Raw genomic sequence first — 26010 nt, forward strand, 5'->3', positions numbered from 1 at the left:
GAGCGACAGATGTATCAGGATTTTGAAAGTGAGCTGAACTGGGCGATGCGTCACATGCCGCGTACCCGGGCGGCCGTTGCTGCACTGCCGGATTTAAGCGGCGTGCGTCTGGCGTGCAATATGCACCTGGATCTGAAAATGGCCCCGCTGGTGGCGGGCCTGTTGGATAAGGGCGCTGCCATCTATCTGACCACCTGCAACCCGACCACGGTGCAGGATGACGTGGTCGCCTGGCTGGAACACCGTGGGGCACAGGCTCACGCCTGGCGCGACATGAGCGACGCCGATTGGTCGGCATCGTTTGACCGCGCGCTGGCCTGGGGGCCTACCCACCTGTGCGAAATGGGGGCGGATCTGACTACCCGCCTGCACCAGTCTGCGGACGGCCCGCAGATTATCGCCGGGCTGGAAGCGACAGGTTCCGGCATCAGTCGACTGAACGGTATGGCACCGCGCTATCCTATTTTTAACTGGGACGATTTGCCGGTAAAAGAAGGGCTGCATAACCGTCACATGGTCGGCTTGACCGCCTGGCATACCTTCTTCCAGACCACCCATTTGACGCTGCATGAGAAATGCGTGCTGGTGATTGGCTATGGTTTGGTTGGGCAGGGCGTTGCGGCAGCGGCGAAAGCTTACGGCGGCCAGGTGATCGTGGCGGAAATCGATCCGGCGCGTGCGCTGCAGGCGCGTTATGACGGCTGGGCGGTCGTTGATTTGGCCAGTGCGGTCGGCCAGGCCGATGTAATTGCCACGGCAACCGGGGCAAAAAACGTGCTGTCAGCGCAGCATCTGCAACAGGCGAAAGACGGGGTGTTCATCCTCAACGTCGGCCATGTAACGGCGGAAATTGACGTCGGTTTCCTGCAGAACCTGCCGCACAGCGAGCCTATGCCGTTTGTAAATGCCTACCAACTTGGCGACAAACAGTTGTACTTGTTGGCCAACGGTTCAATGTTCAATCTGACGGCGGGCTACGGCGACAGCCTGAATGCCTTCGATGTGACGCTGGCGGTGATGGCTGCAGGCATTAGCCATATCGTCGGGGACGGCGCACGCCAGGCCCCTGGGTTGTACCTGTTGCCGCAGTCGGCCTGGCAACCGGCACTGTAACTTTTTCAACGCGGGCGTTCATCCCAGAGCGCTCGCGGTTTGCGCAATTATCTCTCCGACAGAATTTGTCACAAATCGGCTGACATAATCCCAGTGCCAATGGGAGAACCCTCACATATAATTCGGCCAAATAAGACCTTCATCTTCTTCAGTGACAGAGTAATGCATGTGAAAAAACGTGTTTTGGTACTAGCCCTGCTCGCTTTGCAGGCAGGGGCAGGCTTCGCGCCGCGCGCGCTGGCCAGCGAAAATAACGCCGTCACCCGGGCCGCCCAGCCTGAGCTGGCTTCCGGCAGCGCCATGGTGGTGGATATGCAGACCCACAAGGTGATGTATGCCCGCAACCCGGATGAAGTGGTGCCGATCGCCTCCATCACCAAGCTGATGACGGCAATGGTGACGCTGGACGCCCATCTGCCGCTGGATGAAATGCTGTCGGTGGATATTCACCAGACGCCGGAGATGAAAGGGGTCTATTCGCGCGTACGGCTGAACAGTGAGATCAGCCGTAAAGATATGCTGCTGTTGGCGCTGATGTCGTCGGAAAACCGCGCTGCTGCCAGTCTGGCGCATCATTACCCGGGTGGGTACGGTGCATTTATCAAAGCGATGAACGCCAAAGCCAGGGCGCTGGGCATGACCAACACGCGTTATGTGGAACCGACCGGGCTGTCGATCAAAAACGTCTCTACCGCCCGCGACCTGACCAAACTGTTGATCGCCACCAAGCAATATCCGCTGATTGGCCAGCTCAGCACCACCACCGAACGCATGGCGAGCTTCAAGGATCCGAACTATACCCTGCCGTTCCGCAATACCAATCATCTGGTATACAACCCGAAATGGAACATCCAGCTGACCAAAACCGGTTTCACTAACGAAGCGGGACACTGCCTGGCGATGCGCACCATGATCGGCAGTCATTCCGTGTCGCTGGTGGTGCTGGACGCCTTTGGCAAGTATACCCACTTCGCCGATGCCAACCGCCTGCGCAGTTGGATCGAAACCGGTAAGGTGACGCCAATCCCTGCCGCTGCCCGTGACTACCGTCGTCAGAAAGACGCCCGTCTGGCGAAGAACGAAACCGAATAATCGATGCTGTGGCCTGCGGAGCTTTTCGCAGGCCGTTACCGTCCCTCAGGACGCCGGATCACAAAACCCCGCTCCCGATCGCCGTCGAACCCGGCGCGCAGATACAGCTGATGTGCCCCGGTGCGCTGTTGACCGGAGAGCAGCATCACTTTGTAGCAACCTTTCCGCCATGCCAGTTGCAATGCGTATTCAAGCATCGCTAAAGCAATACCTTGTCCGCGATACGCCTGAGCAGTGACCACGTGCTCAATGATGCCGAAGGGTTGCCCCTGATTCACTAGCCCCGGCACCATCGCCAGCATGCAGGTCGCCACCGGTTGGTCATCGACCACGCTGACCACCAGACGAATCGCCGGGTTGTCCAGCAGGCGTTGCAAAGTACGCTGGGCATTATCCGGACGCAGTGGCTGATCCTGCGGGCGTAACTCCCTGTACAGCGCCTGCAGGCCGGCAAGATCGCTCAATTGGGCCTGACGGTGGATGACGGTCATATTTCCTCCTTTCAATCGCCGTGAAGGCGTATCCATCCGCTATCATCAATTAATACCATATTGCACGCGAGGGCAGCATCCCATGAGCCACGTTTCTACCTTTGTCATGTTTCAGGGCCAGGCCCAACAGGCGATAGATCTTTATAGCGAACTGTTTGCCGGTTTCCAGGTTCAGCAACTGCTGCATTTTGATGAGCGCGATGGCGGGCCGCGACGGATCAAGCAGGCTACCATCGATTTTGATCGGCATAATCTGGTGTTTATTGACAGCCCGGTCAGCCACGACTTCAGCTTTACCCCGGCGGTCTCGCTTCACGTGAACTTAGCCACCGAGGCGGAGCTTGAAAGGATTTTCGCCCGCTTGGCAGAGGGCGGCGAGGTGCTTATGCCGATTGATGATTATGGTTTCAGCGCGCGCTTCGGATGGCTGAACGACCGCTTTGGCCTGTCCTGGCAACTGAACGTGCCTGCCGGTGATGCCGGCTGAGATACCCGCACCCGCTCTTTTATGGTATTTAAGCGTTCAGAAAATTTGCGCAGGGATGGATGGGTATGTTCAAGATAATGGGCTGGTTAGCGTTGGCTCTGCTCTCCAGCGGCGGGCTGACAGCCTATTTTTTGCAGCAGCAGTACGAAGAGAAAAGCGCTGATTTTCGTATACTTTATCGCGACGTGACGGTGAAGCTTTCACAGCACGACGCCATCATTCCGCTATTGCCGGCCAGTCAATACAGCCGGGAAGTGCAGAGGATCTTTCCGCAAATCATCCATTGGCGTTCTCATCCTGGTATTGAACCGCGACGGCTCATCGTAGTGGAACAAAATGGGCGCTACTGGCTCAATGCCGGTAACCAGTCGTTGTTGATCGATCTGAACCAATTGATGAACGAATTGGTGGGAGAAAACGGCTTCCGGCACCTGGTGGTACGTTGGAACGATCAGACCTTATTTGAGCGGGGGGCGGCGCAGGCTTCCTACTATTGGCAATGGGAAAAGGTGATAGCCAGCCAGTCGCAGCCTTTTGTGCTGGCCGCCGGTGACGATCCGAACTGGGCTACGCTGCCCTGGCCCCTGATCCTGTCCCCTGCATTGTTTTGGGGACTGGTACTTTACTTAATTAACCAATATCGAACTAACCGTCGGCGGCGAGATATCGCCGATCTGCGTGCCCATTACGCCGAGATCACACGGCTCAATACCTTGGGCGAACTGACCGCCGGTATCGTGCATGAACTTAACCAGCCCCTCACCGCGATTTTGAGTTACAACCAAACGGCCTTGCGTCTGGTTCGGCAACAGCATACCGAACAGCTGCCGCAGTTGCTTGAGGCCGCCGTGGTTCAGATCAAGCGCACCGACGCATTGCTGCAGCAATTTCGTCAGAAGCTGACCAGTGAGCGAGTCGATTATCAACCCGTCGCGCTGGGCGCACTCTGGGCCCGGGTGAGGACGCTGTTGGACAATGAAATTCGGGGCAATAAAGTCAAAATTAACAGCAGCATTCCTGACAATTTGCCCAGGCTGTTTGCTCCGCCGCTGTGGATAGAGCAAATTCTGCACAACATCGCCAGCAATGCGATTCAGGCGCAAGAAAATAATGCTGTCGGGACGGCCTGGATCAACCTAGAAGCCACGGCCACCGACGAGGGGATTGCTTTAACCCTGACTGACGGTGGCCCAGGGCTATCGGAACAGGCTCTGCAGCATGTATTTATGCCGTTTTTCACCACGCGCGCCCAGGGCATAGGATTGGGGATGGCCTTGACGGATACGCTGATCCAACGTCTTAACGGCACCATCGAAGCGACGAATATTGTCGGGCAAGGGGCCTGCTTCCGACTCTGGTTACCGATACACCCTGAGGAGAGATGATGAACCAAACCATTTACCTTATTGACGACGAACCGGCCATTCTCTCCTCGCTTAGCGCCTTGCTGGGTACCGTCGGTTGGCAAACCCGTACCTACAGCAGTGCGCTGGCGTTTCAGCAAGGCGTCGGTGAGCTGCATGGTTTAACCGGCTGTCTGCTGCTGGATATCAGGATGCCGGGCAAAACCGGGCTGACGCTGTTGGAGGAATGGCAACGGCAAGGGTTGGCGATCCCGGTGATCATCATGACCGGGCACGCGAACATTGATTTATGCCGCCGGGCCTTCAAAAACGGCGCCTTCGAATTCCTGACCAAACCGATCGACGCCGATTTACTGTTCGAAGTGGTCGGCAGCGCATTGGAACAGCAGCAGAACTTGCAGGAGCGGCAACAAAAAATACGCCTGATGCAACACCGGCTGGCTACGTTGACTGCCCGCGAACAGGATATTTTTGAGCACATTATGCAGGGGAATTCGAGCAAGGAGATCGCTCGCGTTTTTGCACTGTCTCCGCGCACCGTGGAGGCCCACCGAGCCAATATCTTCGCCAAGCTGGACGTCAATTCTCTGCCCAAACTGATGAACGAATATGGCGAGCTGGCGCTGCTGAAAAAAATGTAAAAACGCTTTGTTATCGATGAAAATGGGCCACAACTCCCGTCCCAAGGGCATTCTAGGTAAAATTACTTAATCGCGTAGGTAATCACGCCAATAGTGTGCTGCGGCTGCACCTTTTACTATCCCTGATATCCACAAGGGACAAGCAAGGAGCAAGCCAGTATGAAAATCATCATTTCAAGCATCATTTTACTCAGCAGCGTGACGTCGTTCGCCAGCATGGCCGGTGGCGTTCTCAGTGAAAAAAACCTTTCCCTCGACCTGGCCGATAAACTGGCTCAGAGCGCTATTCAGGCCTGCAGTGCGAAAAACTATAACGTCGCCGTTACGCTGGTCGATCGCGCCGGTACCCCGCTTGTCATCAAGAAAATGGATAACGCCGGTCCGCATACGATCGAAGCCAGCCGCATGAAGGCGTTTACCGCCCTCAGCACCAAAAACCCGACGGAAAACGTGATGAAGAATGCTCAGGCTAACCCAGGGGCGGCAAACCTGCGCGATATCCCGGGCTTCTTGTTGCTGGCGGGCGGCGTACCGGTGAAATCTGGGGACGTGGTCATCGGTGCCATTGGCATTGGTGGGGCACCGGGCGGGGATCTTGACCAGCAGTGCGCGCTGGAAGCCTTGAAAAATAACCAGAGCAGCCTCAATGCCGGGTGATTTTTTTTAACGGTTATCGCCGCTTCTTAGGGGGCGTTAACCCGATGACCGGCACGGCTATACGCTTTCACCCACTGGATGATTTGCTGCAACCACCTGGGCAATCATCCAGCAATACTTCCTGTTTATCCCCCGTCTCTCCTCCCAATCGTTATTTCTCCACTAAAATATTCATTAGCAAATCGACAATCATTAATGTTGTAGTATGAATCTCGACGAAGAGATCGTGACTCGTGAATATGAAAAGGATGAACCACTTTGGCTGGAAGTAGCTTACTGACTTTAATCGACGATATTGCCTCACTGCTGGACGACGTCTCGCTGATGACCAAGATGGCGGCGAAAAAAACCGCCGGGGTATTGGGAGACGATCTGGCACTTAACGCTCAGCAGGTCACCGGCGTAAAGGCCGATCGCGAGCTGCCGGTGGTGTGGAGCGTGGCCAAGGGCTCGTTTATCAACAAGGCGATCCTGGTGCCGCTGGCGTTGCTGATCAGCGCATTTGCCCCTTGGGCGATCACGCCGCTGCTGATGGTGGGTGGGGCTTACCTGTGTTACGAAGGGTTCGAGAAGGTGTTCCACAGCCTGACCCACAAAAAACAGGATGGGGAAGAGAATAAAGATGCGCTGAACGCCAATGAAGACGTGGCGGCCTATGAACAACGCAAGGTGAAAGGGGCTATCCGCACCGATTTTGTGCTGTCGGCCGAAATTATTGCCATTACTCTGGGCACCGTGGCCGGAGCGACCTTCAGCCAGCAGGTGATTGTGCTGTGCGGTATCGCGATTGTGATGACGGTGGGGGTTTACGGCATCGTGGCCGGCATCGTCAAACTCGACGACCTGGGGTTGTATCTGAGCCGTAAAAGCAGTGCGCTGGCCCGCTCAATCGGCAGCGGTATTGTCAGTGCGGCGCCTTATCTGATGAAGACCCTGTCGGTAGTCGGTACCATCGCCATGTTTATGGTCGGGGGCGGTATCCTGACCCATGGCTTGCCGCCGGTGCATCATTTGTTTGAGGACTGGGCGTCGTACGCCACCGTGGTGCCTACCTTCGGTCAGATCCTGCAGGGCGTGATTCCCGCCTTGCTCAACGTGGTGTTTGGTCTGGTTGCCGGCGGCGTAGTCCTGCTGGTGGTTTCGGCTCTGGGGGCGATCCGGGGACGTTTAAAGGCCTAAGCTAATCCCGCGCCTCTCGGCGCGGGGTCATTTAAAAGATCAGCTTGAACACGCCGGTGATGGTGAGCAGGCCAACGATAAAGATAATAGCGACAATCCACAGAATGATTTTCATTCGTCTCTCCCAATTGATTTGAATGACGGCGCGAGTTTTCGCTAACCTGATGAAATCATTATTTACTGTAGTCGATAATTCGCAAATTGCTCGCTGCAAGCCCATCAGGGGGGATTGTCGCCACCTTCGCCTAACGCACGCTGCATGATATGGGTGTCGCGCCACTTACCCAATTTAAACCCTACCGCCTTTAGCGTCCCCACGCTGCCAAACCCCAGTTTTTGATGCAAAGCCAGCGAGCCATGGTTTTCCCCGGCATTGCCGACGACAGCCAACATTTGGCGCCACGGCCCCTGCTCGCAGCGGGCAATCAGCTCGATCAGTAACGCTTTGCCGATGCCCTGACCCTGTTGCCCTTCGGCGATATATACCGATTCTTCCACGGTGAATCGATAGGCTGGACGCGGTCGATAAGGCGTGGCGTAACAGTAGCCCACGACGAGATGATCCCGCTTGGCCACCAGCCAGGGCAGCCCGGCCTCTTGCACTTTGCTCAGCCGCTGCCGCATTTCTTCCTGCGTGGGGGGCGTTTCTTCAAACGAAGCGGCGCCGAATAACACGTGATGGGCGTAAATCTGTTGGATGGCGGCTATGTCGTCCGGCGTAGCGTCGGCGAGGTTCAGCGGAGCGGTGTGGGGCATAGTGATTCATGTTTACCTTGGAAATCAGAAGATAAGCGCATTATGCGCCGCGCCTGGCGACAAGGAAAATTGGGCTTTCTTATGCTGAAGATAAAAAAAAGTTATACCCGGCCGCGAAACGAAAAAATGGCGCATGACGATCTTCGCCATGCGCCGGGAGCCGCTGCGAGCAGCATTCGGACGGGGAAAAAACCGGGCTAGCCGCGCATGAAGTGCGCCACCGCCTGCTGCAGGTAGCGTAATAGCGGCGGGGTCAGCCAGGTGCCTTCCGTCAGCGTCGGTTCCTGCTCCATGGCCTGGCGGATTTTCATCTGGGTGGCCGGGTGGGGACCGGCGTAGGACTGGAACAGTTCAAGCCATTGGGCTGCCAGCTGTTTTGCCCGCGCTGACTCTGGCGGTATGCCCTCATTCAGCGCCTGATGGAACTGGGCGATCAGTGCCGGCCATTCCTGCAGGCGGGTAAAGTAGTGCTGGCGCACATGGGCATATTCTTCCGCCGACAGGTATTTTTGGTAGATTGACAGCTTGGTTTCGGCGAATGCCCGAGTCACATAGTCGGTCATAGCCGGGGTAATGCCGGTTTGTTCGCGTATCGCGGGCTCATCGGCGTGCATGGCGTTGAGTCGGGTGAGAAACGCCGGATTACGCGCCGTATCGCGTTCCAGCATCAGCATCCAACGACGCGCCAGCGCCTGAGCCTGCAACGCTTGCGGTTCAACGCCGCCATCGATCAACTGGCGCATGCTGCTGACCAACTCGGCCCACTCCTGATTGCGGCTCGGGTCGGCCTGATAGAAAGGCAATTGGGCCAGTTCGTCTGCGGTAAAATATTTATCGTACATGGTCATTAACTCCAACGTAGTCAGCCAGTCGTTCAGTTCCGGTTCGTCTCCGGCGGTGAGCTGAGCATGCATATGCTGCAGACGATCGCGCAGCGCGGCGGTCTGTTCCAACTGCCGCTCCAGCATGACGATTTGCTGTTCTATCACCGAAGTGAGCGCCATCCCCGAACGCGCCAAAATTGCCCCGACCTCTGCCAACGAGACGCCCATTCGGCGCAATGCCTGAATGTGGTGCAAGCGAGTGATGTCAGCCCGGTTGTATAACCGATACCCGGCGTCGGAACGCGCAGAAGGAACCAGCAAGCCAATGCTGTCGTAATAATGCAGCGTCCGGACGGTAATGCCGGAACGGCGGGCCAGTTCGCCCACTTTCAATAACATCGGTGTGCTCCTCCCTTGTGCGTTCCGGGATACTAAAACCTGACGTAGCGTGAGGGTCAATAGCGGAGTTAAGGATATTTTTGGCAATGGAGGAGGGGCTTTGCCTTAGGGAACATTGGCGAAGTGCTCTGTTGTTTCGTAGTAGGGGCGCTGCATGCTGCGCCCTATTACATAATCAACAGATTAAATCGGGTGAACGTGTTCGCCCCTTACCGACTTAACCCATATGCAGGGGTGTCAGCAGTCTGAGCCCAGCCAGGGGGCTGGGCTTTGTGGATCTATGTGCTGCTACCTTTCGCTGACGAGCAGCTCAAACAGCGTGTCGATTTCCTGCTGGGTGTTGTAATGCATCATCCCAATACGCAATACGCCGCCGCTGTCTTGCAGGTTCAGCCGTTGGATTAAGCCTTGCGCATAGAAGTGCCCGCTGCCGACGCAGATATTGTGCCGGCCTAATCGGCGCGCAATCTGTTCGGGGGCATGTCGCTTAAAGGTCAGTGCAAAGGTGGGCGTGCGGCGTTGGCAATCCGCCTGAGGGGAACCGTACAGTTGCACATCGTCTATTTGCTGTAAGCGCTGCAAAAAATAACGGCACAGGTTCTCTTCATGGCGATGGTAGTCGGCAAAACTTTCCTGCAAACGCTGCCTTAAGGACGCGCCGGGCGTTCCCCATTGCGCCAGGTAGTCAATGGCTGCCGTGACTCCTGCCAGCCCTTCAAAACTCTGAGTACCCGTCTCAAAACGTCCTGGCCCCACGTCGGTAGCCGGTTCGACTTTATAGGGTTGCAGCCGCTGTAACCACTGCGGCGCGATATAGGCCATGCCGATGTGCGGACCAAAGAATTTATAGGCGGAGCACACTAAAAAATCACAGCCCAATGCCTGCACATCGATCAGATTGTGTGGGGCATAGTGCACGGCATCGACATAAACCTGAGCGCCGACCCGGTGAGCGGCTTCGGTGATGGTTTTTATATCGACGATGCTGCCGGTAACGTTGGACGCGTAGGTCACCGCCACCAGACGGGTTTTAGCGGTGATCTGTTCGCACAGTCGGGCAACATCCAAAGAACAGTCTGCTTGTTGCAGGGGGATTTGATGCACGGTGACTTGTTTATCGTTTGCCGCCTGTTGCCAACTGGAGACATTGGCGTAGTGATCCAGTTCGGTGACGATAATCTCATCGCCGGCCTGCCAGTGACGGCTAATGATTCGGCTGAGATGGAATGTCAGCGAGGTCATATTCATGCCAAAAATGATGTTATCGGGCGTCGGCGCGTTTAATAAGGCGCGCACCGACTCCCTGGCATTATTCATCACTTCGCCGGTCACGTGGCTGGAAAAATAGTGCCCGCCCAGATTGGCGTTATATTTCCCCAGGTAGTCCGTCATTTTTTCCAGTACGCCTCGTGAAACCTGAGACCCACCAGGGCCATCGAAGAAGATCACCGGTTGATCGTTATAATGCTGGGTCAGCGCGCTAAACTGGGCTCTGGCGAGTTCGGGCGTAAAAGTCATGCTTTTTCTCCGCGGGCAGTCAGGACAAAGATATCCAGGTGTCCTTCTTCTTCCGGGACAATGGCGCTGATCGGCGTGGCGTTATGCCATAACTTGCTGTCCGCCAGTAAAACGGCTTCGCCGTCCGCCAGCGCTTTTTTAAAGAAGGGAGGCTGGTGATTATCGGCGTATAACATGATTTCGCCGCCGACAATATTCTGCCGATGAATAGCAATCATCGCGATATGATCAAAACCATCCTGATGGATCCCTTCCGGCGCGACCTGCGTTTCATTATGAATGGCGACCACGCGCATCTGGTGAATTTCTATCTCCGCGCCTTCGGGTAAATCATTACTTTCCGCGAACAGATTACACATTTCATCCATGCCGGCGCTTTGCAACACGTCGCTATCAATGGGTTCAAAATGGCGTACCACGTTGCCCTGGAAGTGATTGATCTCATCGGACTGCACGAAATTGCGTTGGCCAACCTCTACCACATGGCCATTGAGATGTTTGACTACCGAATAGCGCCGTAAGCGGTATTTTCCGTCAGCGTGTTGCGTATGGGGCAATGCAGAAAACGACGGCGTTAATTGTTGGGTGGCCTGACGGCTAAGCGTAGTCATACTTATTACGTTTTCGTGTTTCTGTAACATAATCACCTCTAATATTATTGAATGATGACTTTGTAGGGAGGTATTTCGATTGAATTGTAGTCGACACTTTTGCCAAAGCAATTTTTGGCCGTCGCCCCGCAAATGTGGCTGTAAACGGGGATGAACGCAGAGAATGTTGGGTGTTGCGCGGCCAATGATTTACCCGGTGCGGTGAGGCTGGCGTTCGGGGCTGTAATGAGCTGCGGAATGGTTTTGGCTGGCTGCCGGACCGAGGGCGGCGATGGTCGGGGGACTGAACCTGGGGAGAGATTAAAAGTGCGAGCACCTGCACAGGTGCTCGCCAGTGGAGCGCTGTTTTACCAGCCTTTGACCGCACCGCCGTTAAAGATCTTTTCGGCGGCTTTGGCCACTTCATCCGACTCGTAGGCTTTGATGAAGTTTTGTACGTTCGGCGCGTCCTTGTTGTCTTCACGCGTCACGATGATGTTGGTGTACGGCGAATCCTTGTCTTCGATGAAAATGCCGTCTTTGGTTGGCGTCAGGCCAGTTTGATTAATGTAGGTGGTGCTGATGATTGCCACGGTGACTTTCGGATCATCCAGCAGCTGCGGCAGCTGTGCGCCTTCCAGCTCCATAATCTTGTAGTTATGCGGGTTGGCGCTGATATCCAGTGAGGTCGGCAATAGCCCCTTGCCCGGTTTCAGCTTAATCAGGCCAGTTTTTTCCAGCAGCAGCAGCGCACGGCCGAGGTTGGTGGGATCCAGCGGAATAGCGATAACCGCGCCGTCCTGAAGCTCTTTCAGCGATTTGATTTTTTTCGAATAGCCGGCCATCGGGAACACGAAGGTATTGCCTACCGCAACCAGTTTGTAGCCGTGATCTTTATTCTGTTGTTCGAGGAATGGCCGGTGTTGGAAAACGTTGGCATCCAGTTCACCTTTGTCGGTGGCGTCATTGGGCAGCAATGAACCGCTGAAACCGACCAGTTCAACATCCAGGCCGTACTTCTCTTTCGCCACCTGCTTGGCGACTTCCGCTACGTCCTGTTCCGCGCCGTTGATGACCCCTACCTTGATGTGATTCTGATCGGTTTTCTGTTCACAGCCCTGCAGTGCCAGCACCGCGGCAAACGCCGCCAGCAGAGGGGTATAACGCCAGCTTTTGGTCATCGAGTGCTCCCTGAAAAAAACAATGAAATCAGTTGGTTTTGTGCTGCTAGCTAAGCCTGAACCTGCGGGGAAGTCAAACGCTTGCTCAGCACAAACGCTTATAGCTCATAACGGGAAGTTTTAAATCCCCCTTCTTGCAAGACGCTACGCCGTTAGCGGCAAGCGCAAAGCCTGAAGGGGGAGGGGAATGTTATTTGGCGCGCAGCACCACGATGCCTGGCGTAGCCTGGACGTACTCCATAAACGGCGAGTCCACCACCTGCATATTCTCTTTACGCGACGAGGCATTGCGCAATACTGGGCCGTTTTCGGTCATGATATAGATACCGGTATGGGTGACGTCCAGACCGGCCAGGTTGGTATAAATACCGATGTAATCACCGGTGTGCAACCGGGCCAGAACCTTGTCGTCAATCGCCTCGCTGGGCAGGTAGGTAATGCTGCGTCGAACGTTTTTCAGCCCTGGCAGATAGCTGCTGCCGTCTGATTTTTGATTGAGGTTTTTCACCAGCGTCACGGCATGCGGGCTGAGCGTGGCTGTAACGTCCGTTACGTTGGTTTTGGCCTGATGCGACCAGTCGGTGAAGAAGTGTTTACGCTTCAGGAAGCTGATATCGCCATTGGCATAGCGGATTTGAATCAGCCGCTGTACAAAGTCAGCCTGGCTGTTGGCCTGGCGCAGCGCATCGACATAGTCGATGTAGGTGAAGCAATCCAGACCGCGGAAGTCGATCACCAGTTCTTCCGGCGTAGTCTGCGAGCCAATCAGCCGGTTGGCGACGTAGGGCGTACCGAGGAAAGGTCGTGACAGCAGGTCGATCATGCGGCCGTTATCCTGCCGTTGCTCGGGCGTTGCCTTGGCGCGCAGGGCGAGAAGCTCATTGAGTTTGTTTAACGTGTCGTTGTCCATGCTGGCCTTGAGATCTGCAGGTGGGGTAGTGATGGGTTCAGGTGTTTGCCCGACCGGAATTTTATCTGCACAACCGCTAAGCGCAATAGCCAATATCATTGAAACTACCCTGTACATTTTACCCTCCAATGGTTCGGCTTGTGATCGTAGAAATGATAACAGTTCTCACCATGGCCAGGATGGTTAATGTTTAAACATAGCCTCAACGTTCGGCGATCGCTTAATACCCGATTTCGCTGTTAAACGGCAGATACCAGAACAGGGCAATTTCGTGATCGGGAATATCAGGTTGAGCACGATACAGCAGATGATCGATGCCGCCGAGGATAAACCCAAAGCGCTGGTAGCAGCGGCAGGCAGGCAAATTGGTGTTTTGCGTTTCCAGCATCAGCCCGGCGGTTTCGTGACGTTGCGCCCAGAGTCGTGCGCTCTCCAGCAGCGCGGTGGCGACGCCGAGTCGGCGCACATGAGCACTGACGACAATCTCCTCGATGAGCGCATAGCCATTCCAGTTATTGCTCAGCGTAATATGGCCAACCGCCTCCCCGCGATGACGTGCCAGAATGGTTTCGCTTTCATCATTGACGAACGGTGCCAGCGGGTAGTGCTTGCGAAACGGCGTCACCGGCAGCAGCGGCCAGCTGTCAATCGGCGCGTTGAAAATCGGCTGGGCGTAGTGGGCAATCTGAAAGCTGAAGTCGCAGCCGGTCAAGTATCCGTCGGGCAACTGGGTCACCGGGGTAATTTGAATCGCTTCGCTCATGGGGTCAGTTCCCTTAGCAGGCGGGCTGGATTGCCGGCGTAAATCCCCTTGCGGGTGATGTTTTTGGTGACCACCGCACCGGCGCCGATCACCACTCCGCTGCAGATTTCCACCGCCAGTACCGTGGCGCCGGACCCGATGGAGACGCCGTCGCCAATCCGCGCGCGGCCCCAGCTTGCCGGATCGGCATTGGGGGCGCCACCTTTGAACAGATCGTTGGCGAAGGTCACGTTGTGGCCGATAAAACAGTCCTCGCCGATGGTGACATATTCGCAGATAAAGCTGTGAGACTGGATTTTACTGCGGGCGCCAATGCTGACGTTTTTTTGGATTTCGACAAAGGGGCCGACGAACACCCCGTCACCGAGTCGGCAGCCGTACAGATTACAGGGCTCTACGACGGTGACATTTTGCCCGGCGTCGACATCGACGATGCCGACCTGGCGAATCTTGATGGCGGATGACATGGCATTCCTCACGGCGGATAAGCAGGCGGGAATTATAAAACAAACTGCCGCCGCGTCTGCGCTTTCTGAACGTTTTTTCAGCGAAAGACTATAATTAGTACAGGGGAGAGAGCCCCGTGGCCGCAATCCTCGTACGGTTAGCAATCCGTCAGAGGGGTAAATTCGTTCGCCGATCGCGACCTACGGCGATGGAGGAGGTGTCTCATGGTTAATCATGTTTGGGGACTTCTGGCGCATCCAAGCACCGAGTTCGAACACATTAAAAGCGAGAACGAAAGCGTCTCGCACCTTTACACCCACCACGTGCTGTTGCTGGCGTTGATCCCGGTGATCTGCGCGTTTATCGGTACCACCCAACTGGGCTGGCTTTCCGGCGAAGGGCACGCTATCCGGCTCGATATGTTTACGGCTTCCTATACGGCGGTCGCGTTTTACCTGCTGATGCTGGCAGGCGTAGCTATCATGGGGAAAGTGATCCACTGGATGGCGCGCCGTTATGAGGTTCGTCCCAGCTTGCATCGTTGCATGGTGTTTGCCGGTTATGTCGCCACCCCGATGTTCCTCAGCGGCATCGTGGCGTTATATCCCGTGGTGTGGTTGTGTCTGTTTGTCGGCGTGATTGGCCTGTGTTATTCAGGCTATCTGCTGAACCTGGGCATACCTCACTTCCTGAATATCGACAGTAAAGAAGGTTTTATTTTCTCCAGCTCTACCTTTGCCATCGGCATCCTGCTGCTTGAGTTACTGCTTGGGGTTACGGTGCTGCTGTGGGGGTATGGTTCCTGGTTGTTCTGAAGTGATTGAGTGTTAGCCCCTCACGCCGGCCTGGCGTGAGGGGCTTTTGCTATTTAAGGTTGGCGAAACACCAGCATCACGCCGAGCAGAATGGCCGCCATGCCCAGCATGCTGATGGCCGCCAGCGCGTGGCCGAGCAGCAGATAGTCCAGCAGGGCGGTAACCGCCGGGATCAGATAAAACAGGCTGGTAACCTGCACCAGATTACCGCGCTGAATCAGCCGGTACAGCAGGAAGGTGGCCAACACCGAAATCACCACCGCCATCCACAGCAGCGGCAGAACAAATGCCAGACTCCAATCGACCCGCAGCGGTTCAAACGGCAGCACCAGCGAACACATCAGCAGCCCAACTGCATACTGCAGCGGTAATACCGCCAGCGGCGGTTGGCTAAGCCCTTTTTGCAGCAAAGTCCCGGCGGTTATGCAGCCCAGCGCGATAAAGGCGCACAGCATACCGACCAGTGAGAAGTGGGCAATCATCAGGCTTTGATACACCACCAGCGTCAGTCCGGCCATCGCCAGCAGCAGGCCCAAGCCGCGCAACCCTGAGCAGCGGCGTTCGGTAATGAACTGGGTGAGTATCGGCTGAACGCCGAGCAGCGTCGCCAATACGCCGGGGGTAATGCCCTGTTCCAGCGCCAGCAAATAACAAATCTGATAGCTGCCGATCATCAGCAGACCGATCAGCGCCACCCGAAGACGGGTGCCCGGAGCCGGCAAGCACTGCCGTTGCCACAGGCCGATAGCCAACAGCAGCGCCAGTGCGATGGCGCAACGAAAGAAGAGAAAAGCGAAGGCGGAAGCATGCTCCAACCCCCAGCGCGAGAAAATTGCGCCGCTGCTCCAGAGCAGAACGAATAGCGTAGCCAGGCCGACGTTGGCCCAGTGAGAAATCAATCGCATTTTGTTTTCACCTGTCGTGAAAATAACAAGCTCCAGCACGCGCGGCGTTCTACGCCTGAGCGCAAAGCAAGGAAAGCTGGAGGTGAGGAATTCGGTTTGGCTTAACGCACAACCACGGCGTGTGGTGGGTAAGCGGCTACCGCGGTAACGACAGAGAAAACGGCGGGTGGGGCTGAGGATGCGCACAGCAGAACGACGGCCGCAAGCGGCGTGTTTTCTGGATCGGTAGCGTGCGCAAACTCTGTCATGGATATTCCTGAATACAGGGAGTGATTAACCTCTTCAAGATAGTCAAGTTTGGCGGAGGGCGCAACCTAAAAACGGCGCACTCCGCAACCGTTCTCAGTACAGCTCCAGATGCAGACGCCCTTGTTGCGTCAGCCTTTGCCACAGGCTGTCCGTCGCGGTTTCGGCCCCTGGAGCACAGGCCTTTTCCAGCGCCTGCGCGACGGCGGTTTCAAGATACTGTCGGTTGCCGCACAGGTAGAGGTGTGCCCCCTTAAGCAACAGCTCCCTCACGTAATCGGCATGTTCTTCGATCGCGTGCTGCACGTAGTATTTGGCGGCACCATCGCGGGAAAACGCGGTAATGAGCCGATTCAGTACGCCATTCTTGCACAGTGACTCAAGCTCTTCGCGGTATAGGAAGTCTTCGTCGCGGCGTTTTTCGCCGAAGATTAAGGCGGTTTCTCGCTGTCCGCCGTCGATCGCCATTTCACGCAGCAAGCCTATCAACGGCGCGATACCGGTACCGGTGCCGATGAACAGCACGGGAGTTTGCGGATCGGGCGGCAGGTAGAAGTTGGGATTGGCGCGGCAGAAGACACGGAAGGGGCCCGGGTTATCGAGCAACCAGCCGGTGGCCGTGCCGTTTCGGGGGCGCCCATTACGCTCGTAGCGAACCTCGCGAACGCACAAATCCAGGCTGTCTTCTCGCGAAGCCGAAGCGATCGAATAGGCGCGCGGTAAGCAGGCAGGGAGCAGCGTTAGCAGATCATCCAAAGTGACCGACTGCGGCGTGCAAAACTCTTGCAGCACGTCCAGCAGATCGGCGCCGTACAGGTAGGCTTCCAGCGCTTTGCGCTGGCGGATTTTCAGCATCCCCTTAAGGTCTTCGCTACCGGCAAGCTGCGCCAGTTCGCGCAATGTCGCTTTGCTTATTTGGCGCAGTTCCCGGCGGCGCAGCGCGTCTGCGGCCTCCGGCCGGTCGAACCAGGCTGACAGACGAAGCAGTAAATCCTCGTCGTTTTCCGGCAACAGGTAGAGCGTATCGCCTGCCCGGTAGGCGATGCCGCTGCCGCTGATATCCAGACGAAGATGCCAGGCATGCGGCGCGCGGGCACTGAGCGAACGGCGTTCCAGCAGGCCGGCGGCAAAAGCATTGTCCTCGCCATAGGCGGTGACGCGCAGATGCAGATCGCGACCGGCCTGCCAATCCCCCGCAATCACCTGTTCCACTACGGCTGACCAGGTGGTGAAAAAGCTCTCGAAGTTTACGTCGGCATCAACGCGGTTGACGATGGCCTGCGCGCCGCGTTCGGACAACCCGGCGTCAAGCCATTGCGTGAAACCGCAAAAACGCGGGTACGCCGTGTCGCCCAAGCCGAAAATGGCGTAGCGCAGGTGCGCGAGGTTTGGCGTGTGTGTCAGAACGTCGAAAAAAAGCTCGGCGTTGGCGGGCGGCTCCCCGTCACCAAACGAACTGGATACGATGAGCAATAGGTCGCCTTTCCCCAGGTTTGCCGGTGAAATTTCGTTGAGGGTCAATAGGGTAGGGGCGTAAGGGTGCAGAAAAGGTAACTCGCCCAAGCGCGTAGCCAGCGCCTGGGCTTTGCCCGATTCCGAACCGTAGCCAATCAGGATACGTTCGATGATATCGGCCATGTTTCTTACTTATCGTAGTGGTTGTCGAACTGTTCTTTGGAGAATTCGACGGAGTCGAAATCGGTCATTAGATCGTTGATCACACGGCGGATACTGATGTAGGCCTCGATTTTGCCCTGAGCGTCATAGAGCGGTTGCACGGTGGTGTCGACCACATACAGCACGCCACCCTTGCCAACGTTGGGAATGATGCCGGTCCAGATATTTCCGGCTTTAATGGTATCCCACATCTCTTTATAGATGGCCTTGGGGACGGAAGGGTGACGCACGATGTTGTGGGGTTGCCCGACCAGTTCTTCCCGGGTAAAGCCGGTGAGCTGGCAAAACAGGTCGTTGACATAGGTGATGGTGCCTTGCAGGTCGGTGGTGGAGATCACCATCACTTTATCTAGTGCAGACAGTAGTTGGGCGGAATCGAGGGTCTGGCTCATGGTAGGTTCCTTCTCATTAATTTTGCGGTGAACGTCACGGCAGATGTCACGTATCCGTCATGACAAATTTGTTATTGATTCTTATTTACACCGCATAATAATCAGCAGACTTTAAAGTTGCAATAAAAATGCATCTTTAAGATTGCAAAAGAGGGAAGCATCTTGAGGGAGGGCTCGCCCGTGCAGCGGCGAGCCGGAGGGAAGAAGGTTATTGACCGTTACCGGCCCAGTGCTTCCGCTTGCTGGTTTTGCCCAGACCGGGGTTAAAGCTGTTGGTGGGATCGGCGCTGCGGTAGAACGCCTGCAGATCCGGCTTGGCGGTGTACAGATGGCCGACGTTATGTTCCGCCGGGTACTCCGCGCCGCGTTGGTTGAGGATCTCCAACATCTTTTCCTTGAGCGCATGGCTGTCGACGCCTTTTTTCACCACATAATCCTGATGGAAGACGTGACACATAAAGTGGCCGTAATACAGCTTGTGCACCAGTTGGCTGTCGATTTCCGGCGGCAGGGTTTCGAACCAGTCGGTGTCGTTGCGGCGCAGCGCGATATCCAGCGCCAAAATATCCTCGACCTTGTCGGCGTGCACCGCATGGTAACGCACCGCGGCTCCGGCGGCGGCAAAGCGGTGCAGGAAAGCTTTCTTGCCTTCATCCGGGGTGCAGACGAAGAACGCCCCGTTGGCCTGAGCAAAGTATTGGCTCAGGTACTGCTGCGCCTCTTCAACGCCCGGCCCGGCCATTTTCAGCAGCAGGTGGTGTTCAAAGCGCTCGCGATACTCTTTCATGCGTTTAGGCAGGTGGCTGGGCGCCAGATGGCTCAGGCCCTGCATCAGGCGGTCGGTCAGGTTATGCGGTAGCAACGGCAGCTTGTTGAGGCTGGCGTCCATGCGGCCTTTCAGAGTGAAGAAGGTCGGCATCTGATCGGTGCCGAGCTTATCGATCATCATAAAGGTGTCTTTGCCGTACACTTCGGCGATATCAAAAATATCCCGATGCATGTATTCGCCGGCAACCGGCAGGTTGTCAAACTTGCTCAGCATGTGGCGGCGCAGTTCGGTCAATACGGCAGTGTCGTTAGTCCCGATGTAAAATACCTGCTCTTTGCCTTCTTTCTCGAAGGTGTCCAGCCGCACGGCAAATACCGCCAGCTTGCCTGCGCAGCCGGAGGCTTCGTACAGGCGGCGCTTGTCGGCGTTAAAACGGGAGGGCGTATCGGCATCAACGTCGCGTACGCGGCTGGCGTATTCATTGTCGGAGGCACGCAGTTCGCCGTGCTCGACATCTTCCGGCCGGTAGTCGCCTTTCTCCAGGCGGGTAAGGATCTCTTCCGGCGTGTCCCCGAGGTTAATGCCCAGGTGGTTAACCAGACGCAACTGACCGTCTTCACCCAGTTGGGCATACAGCGCCATCTCGGTATAGGCAGGGCCGCGTTTGACCAGTGAACCGCCGGAGTTGTTGCACACGCCGCCGATCACCGAAGCACCGATGCAGGACGAGCCAATTACCGAATGCGGTTCGCGACCATAAGGCTTGAGCAATTTTTCCAACTGGTTGAGCGTACTGCCGGGGAAGCCGACCACCTGTTTGCCATTGTCCAGCACCTGCACATGGTTGAGCCGCAGGGTGCTGATAATGACGATATCACGGTCATAGTCGTTGCCGCTGGGCGTTGAACCTTCGGTCAGACCGGTGTTCGCCGCCTGCATGATGACGATTTTATCGGCGGCGACGCAGGCCTCAAGCAACTGCCACAACTGCAGCAGGCGTGTCGGGAACACCACCGCCAGCGCCTGGCCCTCGCCGGAGCGGAAGCCCTTGCGGTAACGTTCGGTGCTGCGTTCACCGGTCAGCAGCTGCGGGCCACCGACGATGCTTTTGAGCTTACTGAGAAACGCCTGGTTGGTGGCGCTGGTGGACTGCGTCATGCCGATCTCCCTGTCGTCCCCATCGTTTTCCACCGGGCAGCCTTGTCGATTGCCCGGTGAAATCCATGAGGTGATTAATTTAGTAAGTCATTAACTTGGTAGCTTAATGGCTTAATAACTTAGTATCGTTCTTTGTAACCAGCCTGGCGCTCTTCGTCGCGCAGCGTCAGGATTTCCACGCCGTCGGCGGTGACCGCCACGGTGTGCTCCCACTGGGCAGACAGCTTTTTGTCGCGCGTAACCACTGTCCAACCGTCTTTCTTTTGCTTGATGCGGTGGTCGCCCTGATTGATCATCGGCTCGATGGTAAACACCATGCCTTCCTGCAGCACCATTCCGGTACCCGGTTTGCCAAAGTGCATTACCGCCGGCTCTTCGTGCATCTCGCGGCCGATACCGTGGCCGCAGTACTCCCGCACGATGCTGTATCCGGCCTGTTCTGCATGCTGTTGAATCGCATGGCCGATATCCCCCAGCGTCGCGCCCGGTTTCACCACGCGGATGCCTTGCCACATCGACTCATACACGTTATTCACCAGCCGTTTGGCCAGCGGCGTGATCTGCCCAATGCAGTACATTTTACTGGAGTCGGCAATATAACCGTCGTGTTCCAGCGTAATGTCGACGTTAACGATCATGCCGGAGCGCAGTATTTTGCTGACCGACGGAACGCCGTGACAGATCACTTCGTCAATCGAGGTATTGAGCACATAGGGAAAACCGTACTGTCCTTTTGTAGACGGGCGCGATTTCAGCTCATCAACGATAAAGGCTTCGGCGCGGTCGTTAATCTCCATCGTGGAGATACCTTCGACCATCACCTCATCGAGCATAGCAAACACCTTTGCCAGCAGCGCGCCAGAGTGACGCATTTTGACAATCTCTTCCGGTGTTTTGATCACAATCTGTTTCACCCGACAATCTCCTTTAACGTCATCGCGTTATCTTTCATCATTTTTTTTACCAGTTGGGGGTAGGTCAGTTCCGGATGGAACTCCGCCAGCATGCCGATCTTGATCCAGTATTCCGCCTGCGCGTTGATCGAACGCGTCATCGTCAGGCTGGCGAGGCGCAGATCGTCATGCAGCGCGTCTGAAATTTTCACAATGCCCATAGGCTGCTCCTCAGTGAGTAATATACGAAGTGTATACGTTTTGGATGGTCGCAATTTGGCATTCCGTGGGGTGGTCATTTTCCGGGTTGCAACGATTGCTGCCACGGGGCAATGCGTTTATTGTGATAAACGACTTTTTTGCCATGATTTTTCAGAAGGATTAGGGCGTGACCAAATTACGTGTTGGGGTGATCTTCGGCGGTAAATCGGCGGAGCATGAGGTTTCACTGCAGTCGGCAAAAAACATTGTGGATGCCATAGACAAAGAGAAGTTTGACGTCACATTGCTGGGGATAGACAAGCAGGGGCATTGGCACATCAACGATGCGTCCAACTACCTGCTGAATGCGGAAAACCCGGCGCTGATTGCGTTGAACCGCTCAAATAAAAATGTAGCGCTGATCCCCGGTCAGGAAAAACAGCAGTTGATCGAGTCAGGCAGCGCCGGTGCGCTGGGTCAGCTCGACGTGGTGTTCCCGATAGTGCACGGCACGCTGGGGGAAGACGGTTCATTGCAGGGGCTACTGCGGATGGCGAATTTGCCGTTCGTCGGCGCTGGCGTGCTGGGGTCTGCGGTCAGCATGGACAAAGACGTCACCAAACGCCTGCTGCGTGATGCCGGGCTGGCGGTCGCGCCCTTTGTAACCTTGACGCGCAGCAACCGCGCCAAATTCACGTTTGAACAGCTCAGCGAACGCCTGGGGCTGCCGCTGTTTGTTAAACCGGCTAACCAGGGTTCTTCGGTGGGCGTCAGCAAGGTGCAGGATCGCGCCGGCTATGAGGCCGCAGTGGCGCTGGCGTTCAGTTTCGATCACAAGGTGCTGGTGGAGTCGGCGATTGTCGGCCGCGAAATCGAGTGTGCGGTGCTGGGCAATGATGATCCGCAGGCCAGCCTGTGTGGCGAAATCGTGCTGAGCGACGCCTTCTATTCGTACGACACCAAATACATCAATGAGCAGGGTGCTCAGGTCGTGGTACCGGCGGCGATTACGCCGGAGGTGAGCGACAAAATCCGTGAGGTGGCGCTGAAAGCCTTCCGGGCGCTGGAATGTTTCGGTTTGGCGCGCGTGGACGTGTTCCTGACGCCGGACAACAACGTGGTGATCAACGAGATCAACACGCTGCCGGGCTTCACCAATATCAGCATGTATCCCAAACTGTGGGCCGCCAGCGGCATCAGCTATAGCCAACTGATTACCCGTCTGATTGAGCTGGCGCTGGAGCGCCATCAGCAGGATCGTGCGTTGAACAGTTCGGTATTCGATCGCTAAAACAGTCAGGGGCGAAGCGATTTTCGCCCCTGATTTTTACTTCACCGTTACGTCAATATCGCCAAAATATTTCTTCGCCAGCTCGCTCACCGTGCCTTGCTGCTTCACTTTGACGATCGCCTCATTCAGTTTTTTCTTCAGCGCCTCATCGCCTTTACGCAGGCCGAAAGCAATGCCCTCGCCAAGGATTTTGTCGTCGCTGACCGCATCGCCGACGAAGGCAAAGCCCTTACCGTCCGGGTGCGCCAGGAAGCCGCTTTGTCCCGACGGGGCCATCACCAGCGTGGCGTCGAGACGCCCGGCGGTCAGGTCCAGATAGGCCTGGTTCTGATCCTGATAAGACACCACGTCCACGCCCTGCGGCGCCCAGTGAGCCTTGGCATAAGTCTCCTGAATCGAGCCTTGCAGCACGCCGACGTGTTTGCCTGCCAGCGAGGTGGCGTTCGGCAACAGGCCGCTGTCGGCCTTGGCGATCAGGCGGTTCGGTACCTGATAGATTGAATCGGTGAAGTCGATGGCCTGGCGACGCTGATCGGTGACGTTCATCGCCGAGTTGATGGCGTCAAACTTGCGCGCCTTCAGCGCCGGGATCAGGCTGTCGAAAGAGGTTTCAACCCAGCTGCATTTCAACTGGGCGGCGGCGCAAACGGCATTGCCCAGATCGATATCAAAACCGACGAGCTGACCGCTGGCAGATTTGGATTCAAACGGTGGGTACAGCGCTTCCAGGCCAAAACGCAAGGTGTTTTCCGCCGCCAGCGTGGAACCGGCGGCCAGCAGGCAGCCTGCGGCGATCAACGTTTTCAGTGATTTCATATTCAGAGCCCTTTTCCCATGGTCAAAGCAAAAGTGAATGCATTACACCTGACACAGACGGCGTGCGCCCTCCAGCAGGGTCTGGTTATCTTTTGAAAAACTCAGTCGAATAATGCCGGTATTGGTGCCGTCGCTGTAGAACGCCGACAGCGGGATAGTGGCGACTTTGGCTTCGCGGATCAGACGCACCGCAAAATCGTTGTCGCTTTCGCTGCTGAAACCGCTAAAGCGGGCCAGCATAAAGAAACTGCCACGGCTGGGCAGTAATTCAAAGCGCGAATCTTGCAGGGCGTTCGCCAGCAGGTCGCGTTTCTGCTGGTAGAAAGCCGCCAGCCCTAAATAACTTTGCGGGTTAGCCAAGGCTTCGGCGAAGGCGTACTGCATCGGGGTATCGGCGGAAAACACCATAAACTGGTGTACCTTGCGGATCTCGTCCATCAGCGCCGCCGGTGCCATGCAGTAACCGACGCGCCAGCCGGTGACGTGATAGGTTTTGCCAAACGACGAAACGATCACGCTGCGTTCGGCCAGCTGCGGGTGGCGTGCCATGCTGTGATGAATATCGCCGTCGAACACCACGTGTTCGTAAACTTCGTCGGACAGAATGACGATGTCGGTATTGCGAGTCAGGGCGGTCAGCCGTTCGATATCATGCTCACCGAATACGCTGCCCGTTGGGTTGTGCGGGCTGTTGACGATGATCATCCGCGTTTTGCTGTTGATGGCCGCAGCGACCTCATCCCAGTCAATATGCAGATCTTCCAGCGACAGTTTAATGGCCACCGGAGTGGCGCCCTGCAGACGCACGATCGGCGCATAGCTGTCGAACGCCGGTTCAAAATAGATCACCTCATCGCCAGGGTGCACCAGTGCGCTGATGGCGGAATACAACCCTTCGCTGGCGCTGGCAATGACCGTGATTTCTTCGTCGGCGTCATAGCGTGTGCCATATAAACGTTCAACTTTATCCGCCAGCGCGATACGCAATGCTGCCACGCCGCTCATCGGCGCGTACTGGTTATGTCCTGCACGCATGGCTTGCGACACTGCCTCAACCAATTGCGGTTCACAGGCGAAGTTTGGCGCGCCCTGCGACAGATTCAGGGCCTGGTGTTCGGCGCTGAGCTGGCCGATAACGGTAAAAATAGTGGTGCCGACGTCCGGCAACTTCGAGCGTTGTGCGCATGCGCTCTGCATGAGTGGCTCCAGGGAATAGGGGGATATCGCTTGATTAAGCATCAATGACGGTAGGCCAACAAGGGAAAGTTTGTCATACTTGCCATGCACTCAGATCATGACTGATTCCTCTTCATTCTTGAAACGATCTCGGCGTTGGCTGCGCTTACTTACCCGAATCACTGACTCATGTCAGCTCATCGGGTTGCGTTCACTGGCCGCCTTGATGTCGTTCCAATTATTTGGGGGAATCCTTGGAATTTCAGGGGATATCAAGGAACTCGCCATGTCGTCATCACTGCCGTCGCTCGACGTATTGAAAACCTTTTTGGTGGTGGCCCAGCGTCTTAATTTCACTCACGCCGCCCAGAGCCTGCACCTGACGCAGGGCGCGGTCAGCCGGCAAATACTGGGGCTGGAACAGCATCTGGGTTATCCGTTGTTTAGCCGTCGCGCACGTGGCCTGACGTTGACACCGCAGGGAGCCATGCTGTTGGCCCCGGTGCAGCAAGCCCTGGGACAGTTGGATGAGGCGCTGAGCAGAATCGGGGCGCAGCCGGGGACCTTGCGGATCAAGTGCCCGACCTGTGCCATGCGCTGGGTGTTGCCGCGTATTATCCGGCTTCAAAACGAGCGACCGGAAATGCATATTGAGCTGACCGCTTCGGTATCGCACGGGCTGGATTTCGCTGCGGAACACTTCGATGCCGCGGTGGTGTTCGGCCAGCCGCAGGGCAAAAAACTGACGGTGCATCATCTGTTCGATGAAATTCTCACGCCGGTCTGCACGCCGACTTACCTGCCCGATTTATCCCGCCCGCCGACGCCGGCCGATCTGGCGGAGAAAACGCTGTTACATCCCACGCGCGATCGCCGCGACTGGCTGCTGTGGCTAAAGGCGGCGGGGCAGGAAGCGCTACCTTCCGGTAAGGCGCAGCATTTCGATACGCTCGATCTGGCGATGAGTGCGGCACTGCAGGGTTTTGGCATCGCCATCGGTGATTTATGTTTGCTGGAGGAAGACATTCAGGCGCAGCGTATCGTTACGCCGTTCCCACTCAGCGTGCTCAGCGGTGCGGCTTACTATCTGGTCTATCCTGAACGAGCAGTGCAATCGCCGGCATTAACTACGCTGGTGAATTTCCTGGGCGACGAGGCGGCGCAAAGCCGCACCCGGCTGAAAAACTATCGCCCGGCCCGCGCTAATAGCTTGTAACCTTTAACATTACAAAGTATTTCTGCGGTGAAAAGGAGTATGG

Annotated in this window: 28 protein-coding genes; 10 read left to right on the forward strand and 18 right to left on the reverse strand. The window is 56.2% G+C overall.

What is annotated here, in order from left to right; all coding sequences use genetic code 11:
* The first annotated feature begins 9 nt into the window (after positions 1 to 9).
* Entirely contained in the window at positions 10 to 1113 is a 1104-nt protein-coding gene (locus M495_RS06110) for an adenosylhomocysteinase (protein WP_020825757.1), read from the forward strand.
* A 162-nt stretch (positions 1114 to 1275) separates the two neighbouring features.
* The gene (gene pbpG / locus M495_RS06115) at positions 1276 to 2205 is read left to right on the forward strand and encodes a D-alanyl-D-alanine endopeptidase (protein WP_020825758.1); all 930 of its coding nucleotides are present in this window, start codon (positions 1276 to 1278) and stop codon (positions 2203 to 2205) included.
* Positions 2206 to 2240: 35 nt separating this feature from the next.
* On the opposite strand, the gene M495_RS06120 is transcribed toward pbpG, so the two are convergent.
* Entirely contained in the window at positions 2241 to 2696 is a 456-nt protein-coding gene (locus tag M495_RS06120; RefSeq protein ID WP_020825759.1) for a GNAT family N-acetyltransferase, read from the reverse strand.
* A gap of 82 nt (positions 2697 to 2778) precedes the next feature.
* Between M495_RS06120 and M495_RS06125 the strand changes: the two genes are divergently transcribed.
* The 5 genes from M495_RS06125 (at position 2779) to M495_RS06145 (ending at position 7024) form a co-directional block, all read left to right on the forward strand.
* Entirely contained in the window at positions 2779 to 3183 is a 405-nt protein-coding gene (locus M495_RS06125; RefSeq protein ID WP_041414313.1) for a VOC family protein, read from the forward strand.
* 65 nt (positions 3184 to 3248) lie between these two features.
* A complete protein-coding gene (locus tag M495_RS06130; RefSeq protein ID WP_020825761.1) occupies positions 3249 to 4568 on the forward strand; it encodes a sensor histidine kinase in 1320 nt (439 codons plus the stop codon).
* Positions 4568 to 5188 (forward strand): response regulator transcription factor, encoded by a 621-nt coding sequence (locus M495_RS06135; protein ID WP_020825762.1) that lies wholly within the window; start codon positions 4568 to 4570, stop codon positions 5186 to 5188. Before M495_RS06130 ends, M495_RS06135 begins: the two co-directional genes overlap by 1 nt.
* A gap of 159 nt (positions 5189 to 5347) precedes the next feature.
* On the forward strand, positions 5348 to 5845 hold the full coding sequence (locus M495_RS06140) for a GlcG/HbpS family heme-binding protein (RefSeq protein WP_020825763.1): 498 nt from the start codon (positions 5348 to 5350) through the stop codon (positions 5843 to 5845).
* 258 nt (positions 5846 to 6103) lie between these two features.
* The gene (locus M495_RS06145) at positions 6104 to 7024 is read left to right on the forward strand and encodes a DUF808 domain-containing protein (RefSeq protein ID WP_020825764.1); all 921 of its coding nucleotides are present in this window, start codon (positions 6104 to 6106) and stop codon (positions 7022 to 7024) included.
* 31 nt (positions 7025 to 7055) lie between these two features.
* On the opposite strand, the gene M495_RS26250 is transcribed toward M495_RS06145, so the two are convergent.
* From M495_RS26250 to M495_RS06185, 9 genes are all read right to left on the reverse strand, one after another.
* The gene (locus tag M495_RS26250; protein WP_442476002.1) at positions 7056 to 7244 is read right to left on the reverse strand and encodes a small membrane protein YohP; all 189 of its coding nucleotides are present in this window, start codon (positions 7242 to 7244) and stop codon (positions 7056 to 7058) included.
* Positions 7244 to 7780, reverse strand: a complete 537-nt coding sequence (locus M495_RS06150) for a GNAT family N-acetyltransferase (protein ID WP_020825766.1) — start codon at positions 7778 to 7780, stop codon at positions 7244 to 7246. Before M495_RS06150 ends, M495_RS26250 begins: the two co-directional genes overlap by 1 nt.
* Positions 7781 to 7977: 197 nt before the next feature.
* Positions 7978 to 9003, reverse strand: a complete 1026-nt coding sequence (locus M495_RS06155; RefSeq protein ID WP_020825768.1) for a MerR family transcriptional regulator — start codon at positions 9001 to 9003, stop codon at positions 7978 to 7980.
* Between the two features lie 288 nt (positions 9004 to 9291).
* Positions 9292 to 10521: a cysteine desulfurase-like protein gene (locus tag M495_RS06160; RefSeq protein WP_020825769.1), complete on the reverse strand. Its 1230-nt coding sequence runs from the start codon at positions 10519 to 10521 to the stop codon at positions 9292 to 9294.
* Entirely contained in the window at positions 10518 to 11132 is a 615-nt protein-coding gene (locus M495_RS06165; RefSeq protein WP_104410908.1) for a 2OG-Fe dioxygenase family protein, read from the reverse strand. The genes M495_RS06160 and M495_RS06165 overlap by 4 nt, the downstream gene beginning before the upstream one ends.
* 347 nt (positions 11133 to 11479) lie before the next feature.
* Entirely contained in the window at positions 11480 to 12292 is an 813-nt protein-coding gene (locus tag M495_RS06170; protein WP_020825771.1) for a MetQ/NlpA family lipoprotein, read from the reverse strand.
* Between the two features lie 190 nt (positions 12293 to 12482).
* Complete coding sequence (locus M495_RS06175; protein WP_041414317.1) at positions 12483 to 13319, reverse strand: DUF1460 domain-containing protein; 837 nt, start codon at positions 13317 to 13319, stop codon at positions 12483 to 12485.
* Positions 13320 to 13422: 103 nt separating this feature from the next.
* Complete coding sequence (locus tag M495_RS06180) at positions 13423 to 13965, reverse strand: GNAT family N-acetyltransferase (protein ID WP_020825773.1); 543 nt, start codon at positions 13963 to 13965, stop codon at positions 13423 to 13425.
* The gene (locus M495_RS06185; protein ID WP_020825774.1) at positions 13962 to 14432 is read right to left on the reverse strand and encodes an acyltransferase; all 471 of its coding nucleotides are present in this window, start codon (positions 14430 to 14432) and stop codon (positions 13962 to 13964) included. Before M495_RS06185 ends, M495_RS06180 begins: the two co-directional genes overlap by 4 nt.
* Before the next feature lie 204 nt (positions 14433 to 14636).
* Here M495_RS06185 and M495_RS06190 point away from each other — a divergent pair, with 204 nt between their 5' ends.
* Positions 14637 to 15227, forward strand: coding sequence for a Yip1 family protein (locus M495_RS06190; protein WP_020825776.1), 591 nt, complete (start codon positions 14637 to 14639; stop codon positions 15225 to 15227).
* 53 nt (positions 15228 to 15280) lie between these two features.
* On the opposite strand, the gene M495_RS06195 is transcribed toward M495_RS06190, so the two are convergent.
* The 6 genes from M495_RS06195 to M495_RS06220 form a co-directional block, all read right to left on the reverse strand.
* A complete protein-coding gene (locus M495_RS06195) occupies positions 15281 to 16132 on the reverse strand; it encodes a DMT family transporter (protein ID WP_020825777.1) in 852 nt (283 codons plus the stop codon).
* 342 nt (positions 16133 to 16474) lie between these two features.
* Entirely contained in the window at positions 16475 to 18016 is a 1542-nt protein-coding gene (locus tag M495_RS06200; RefSeq protein ID WP_020825778.1) for a flavodoxin domain-containing protein, read from the reverse strand.
* 5 nt (positions 18017 to 18021) lie between these two features.
* Positions 18022 to 18447: a PAS domain-containing protein gene (locus M495_RS06205; RefSeq protein ID WP_020825779.1), complete on the reverse strand. Its 426-nt coding sequence runs from the start codon at positions 18445 to 18447 to the stop codon at positions 18022 to 18024.
* A gap of 208 nt (positions 18448 to 18655) precedes the next feature.
* Positions 18656 to 20374, reverse strand: coding sequence for a D-lactate dehydrogenase (dld, locus tag M495_RS06210; RefSeq protein WP_020825780.1), 1719 nt, complete (start codon positions 20372 to 20374; stop codon positions 18656 to 18658).
* Between the two features lie 119 nt (positions 20375 to 20493).
* Complete coding sequence (gene map, locus M495_RS06215) at positions 20494 to 21288, reverse strand: type I methionyl aminopeptidase (RefSeq protein ID WP_020825781.1); 795 nt, start codon at positions 21286 to 21288, stop codon at positions 20494 to 20496.
* Complete coding sequence (locus tag M495_RS06220) at positions 21285 to 21488, reverse strand: ParD-like family protein (RefSeq protein WP_020825782.1); 204 nt, start codon at positions 21486 to 21488, stop codon at positions 21285 to 21287. Before M495_RS06220 ends, map begins: the two co-directional genes overlap by 4 nt.
* A gap of 167 nt (positions 21489 to 21655) precedes the next feature.
* Here M495_RS06220 and ddlA point away from each other — a divergent pair, with 167 nt between their 5' ends.
* Complete coding sequence (gene ddlA / locus M495_RS06225; RefSeq protein WP_020825783.1) at positions 21656 to 22759, forward strand: D-alanine--D-alanine ligase; 1104 nt, start codon at positions 21656 to 21658, stop codon at positions 22757 to 22759.
* A 36-nt stretch (positions 22760 to 22795) separates the two neighbouring features.
* Here the strand turns inward: ddlA and M495_RS06230 are convergent, their stop codons facing one another.
* Positions 22796 to 23575: an ABC transporter substrate-binding protein gene (locus M495_RS06230; protein ID WP_020825784.1), complete on the reverse strand. Its 780-nt coding sequence runs from the start codon at positions 23573 to 23575 to the stop codon at positions 22796 to 22798.
* Between the two features lie 42 nt (positions 23576 to 23617).
* The gene (locus M495_RS06235; protein WP_020825785.1) at positions 23618 to 24772 is read right to left on the reverse strand and encodes a pyridoxal phosphate-dependent aminotransferase; all 1155 of its coding nucleotides are present in this window, start codon (positions 24770 to 24772) and stop codon (positions 23618 to 23620) included.
* A gap of 265 nt (positions 24773 to 25037) precedes the next feature.
* Here M495_RS06235 and M495_RS06240 point away from each other — a divergent pair, with 265 nt between their 5' ends.
* Positions 25038 to 25967 (forward strand): LysR substrate-binding domain-containing protein, encoded by a 930-nt coding sequence (locus tag M495_RS06240; protein WP_020825786.1) that lies wholly within the window; start codon positions 25038 to 25040, stop codon positions 25965 to 25967.
* Positions 25968 to 26010: the final 43 nt, after the last annotated feature.

Source organism: Serratia liquefaciens ATCC 27592, from assembly GCF_000422085.1.
Lineage (GTDB): Bacteria > Pseudomonadota > Gammaproteobacteria > Enterobacterales > Enterobacteriaceae > Serratia > Serratia liquefaciens.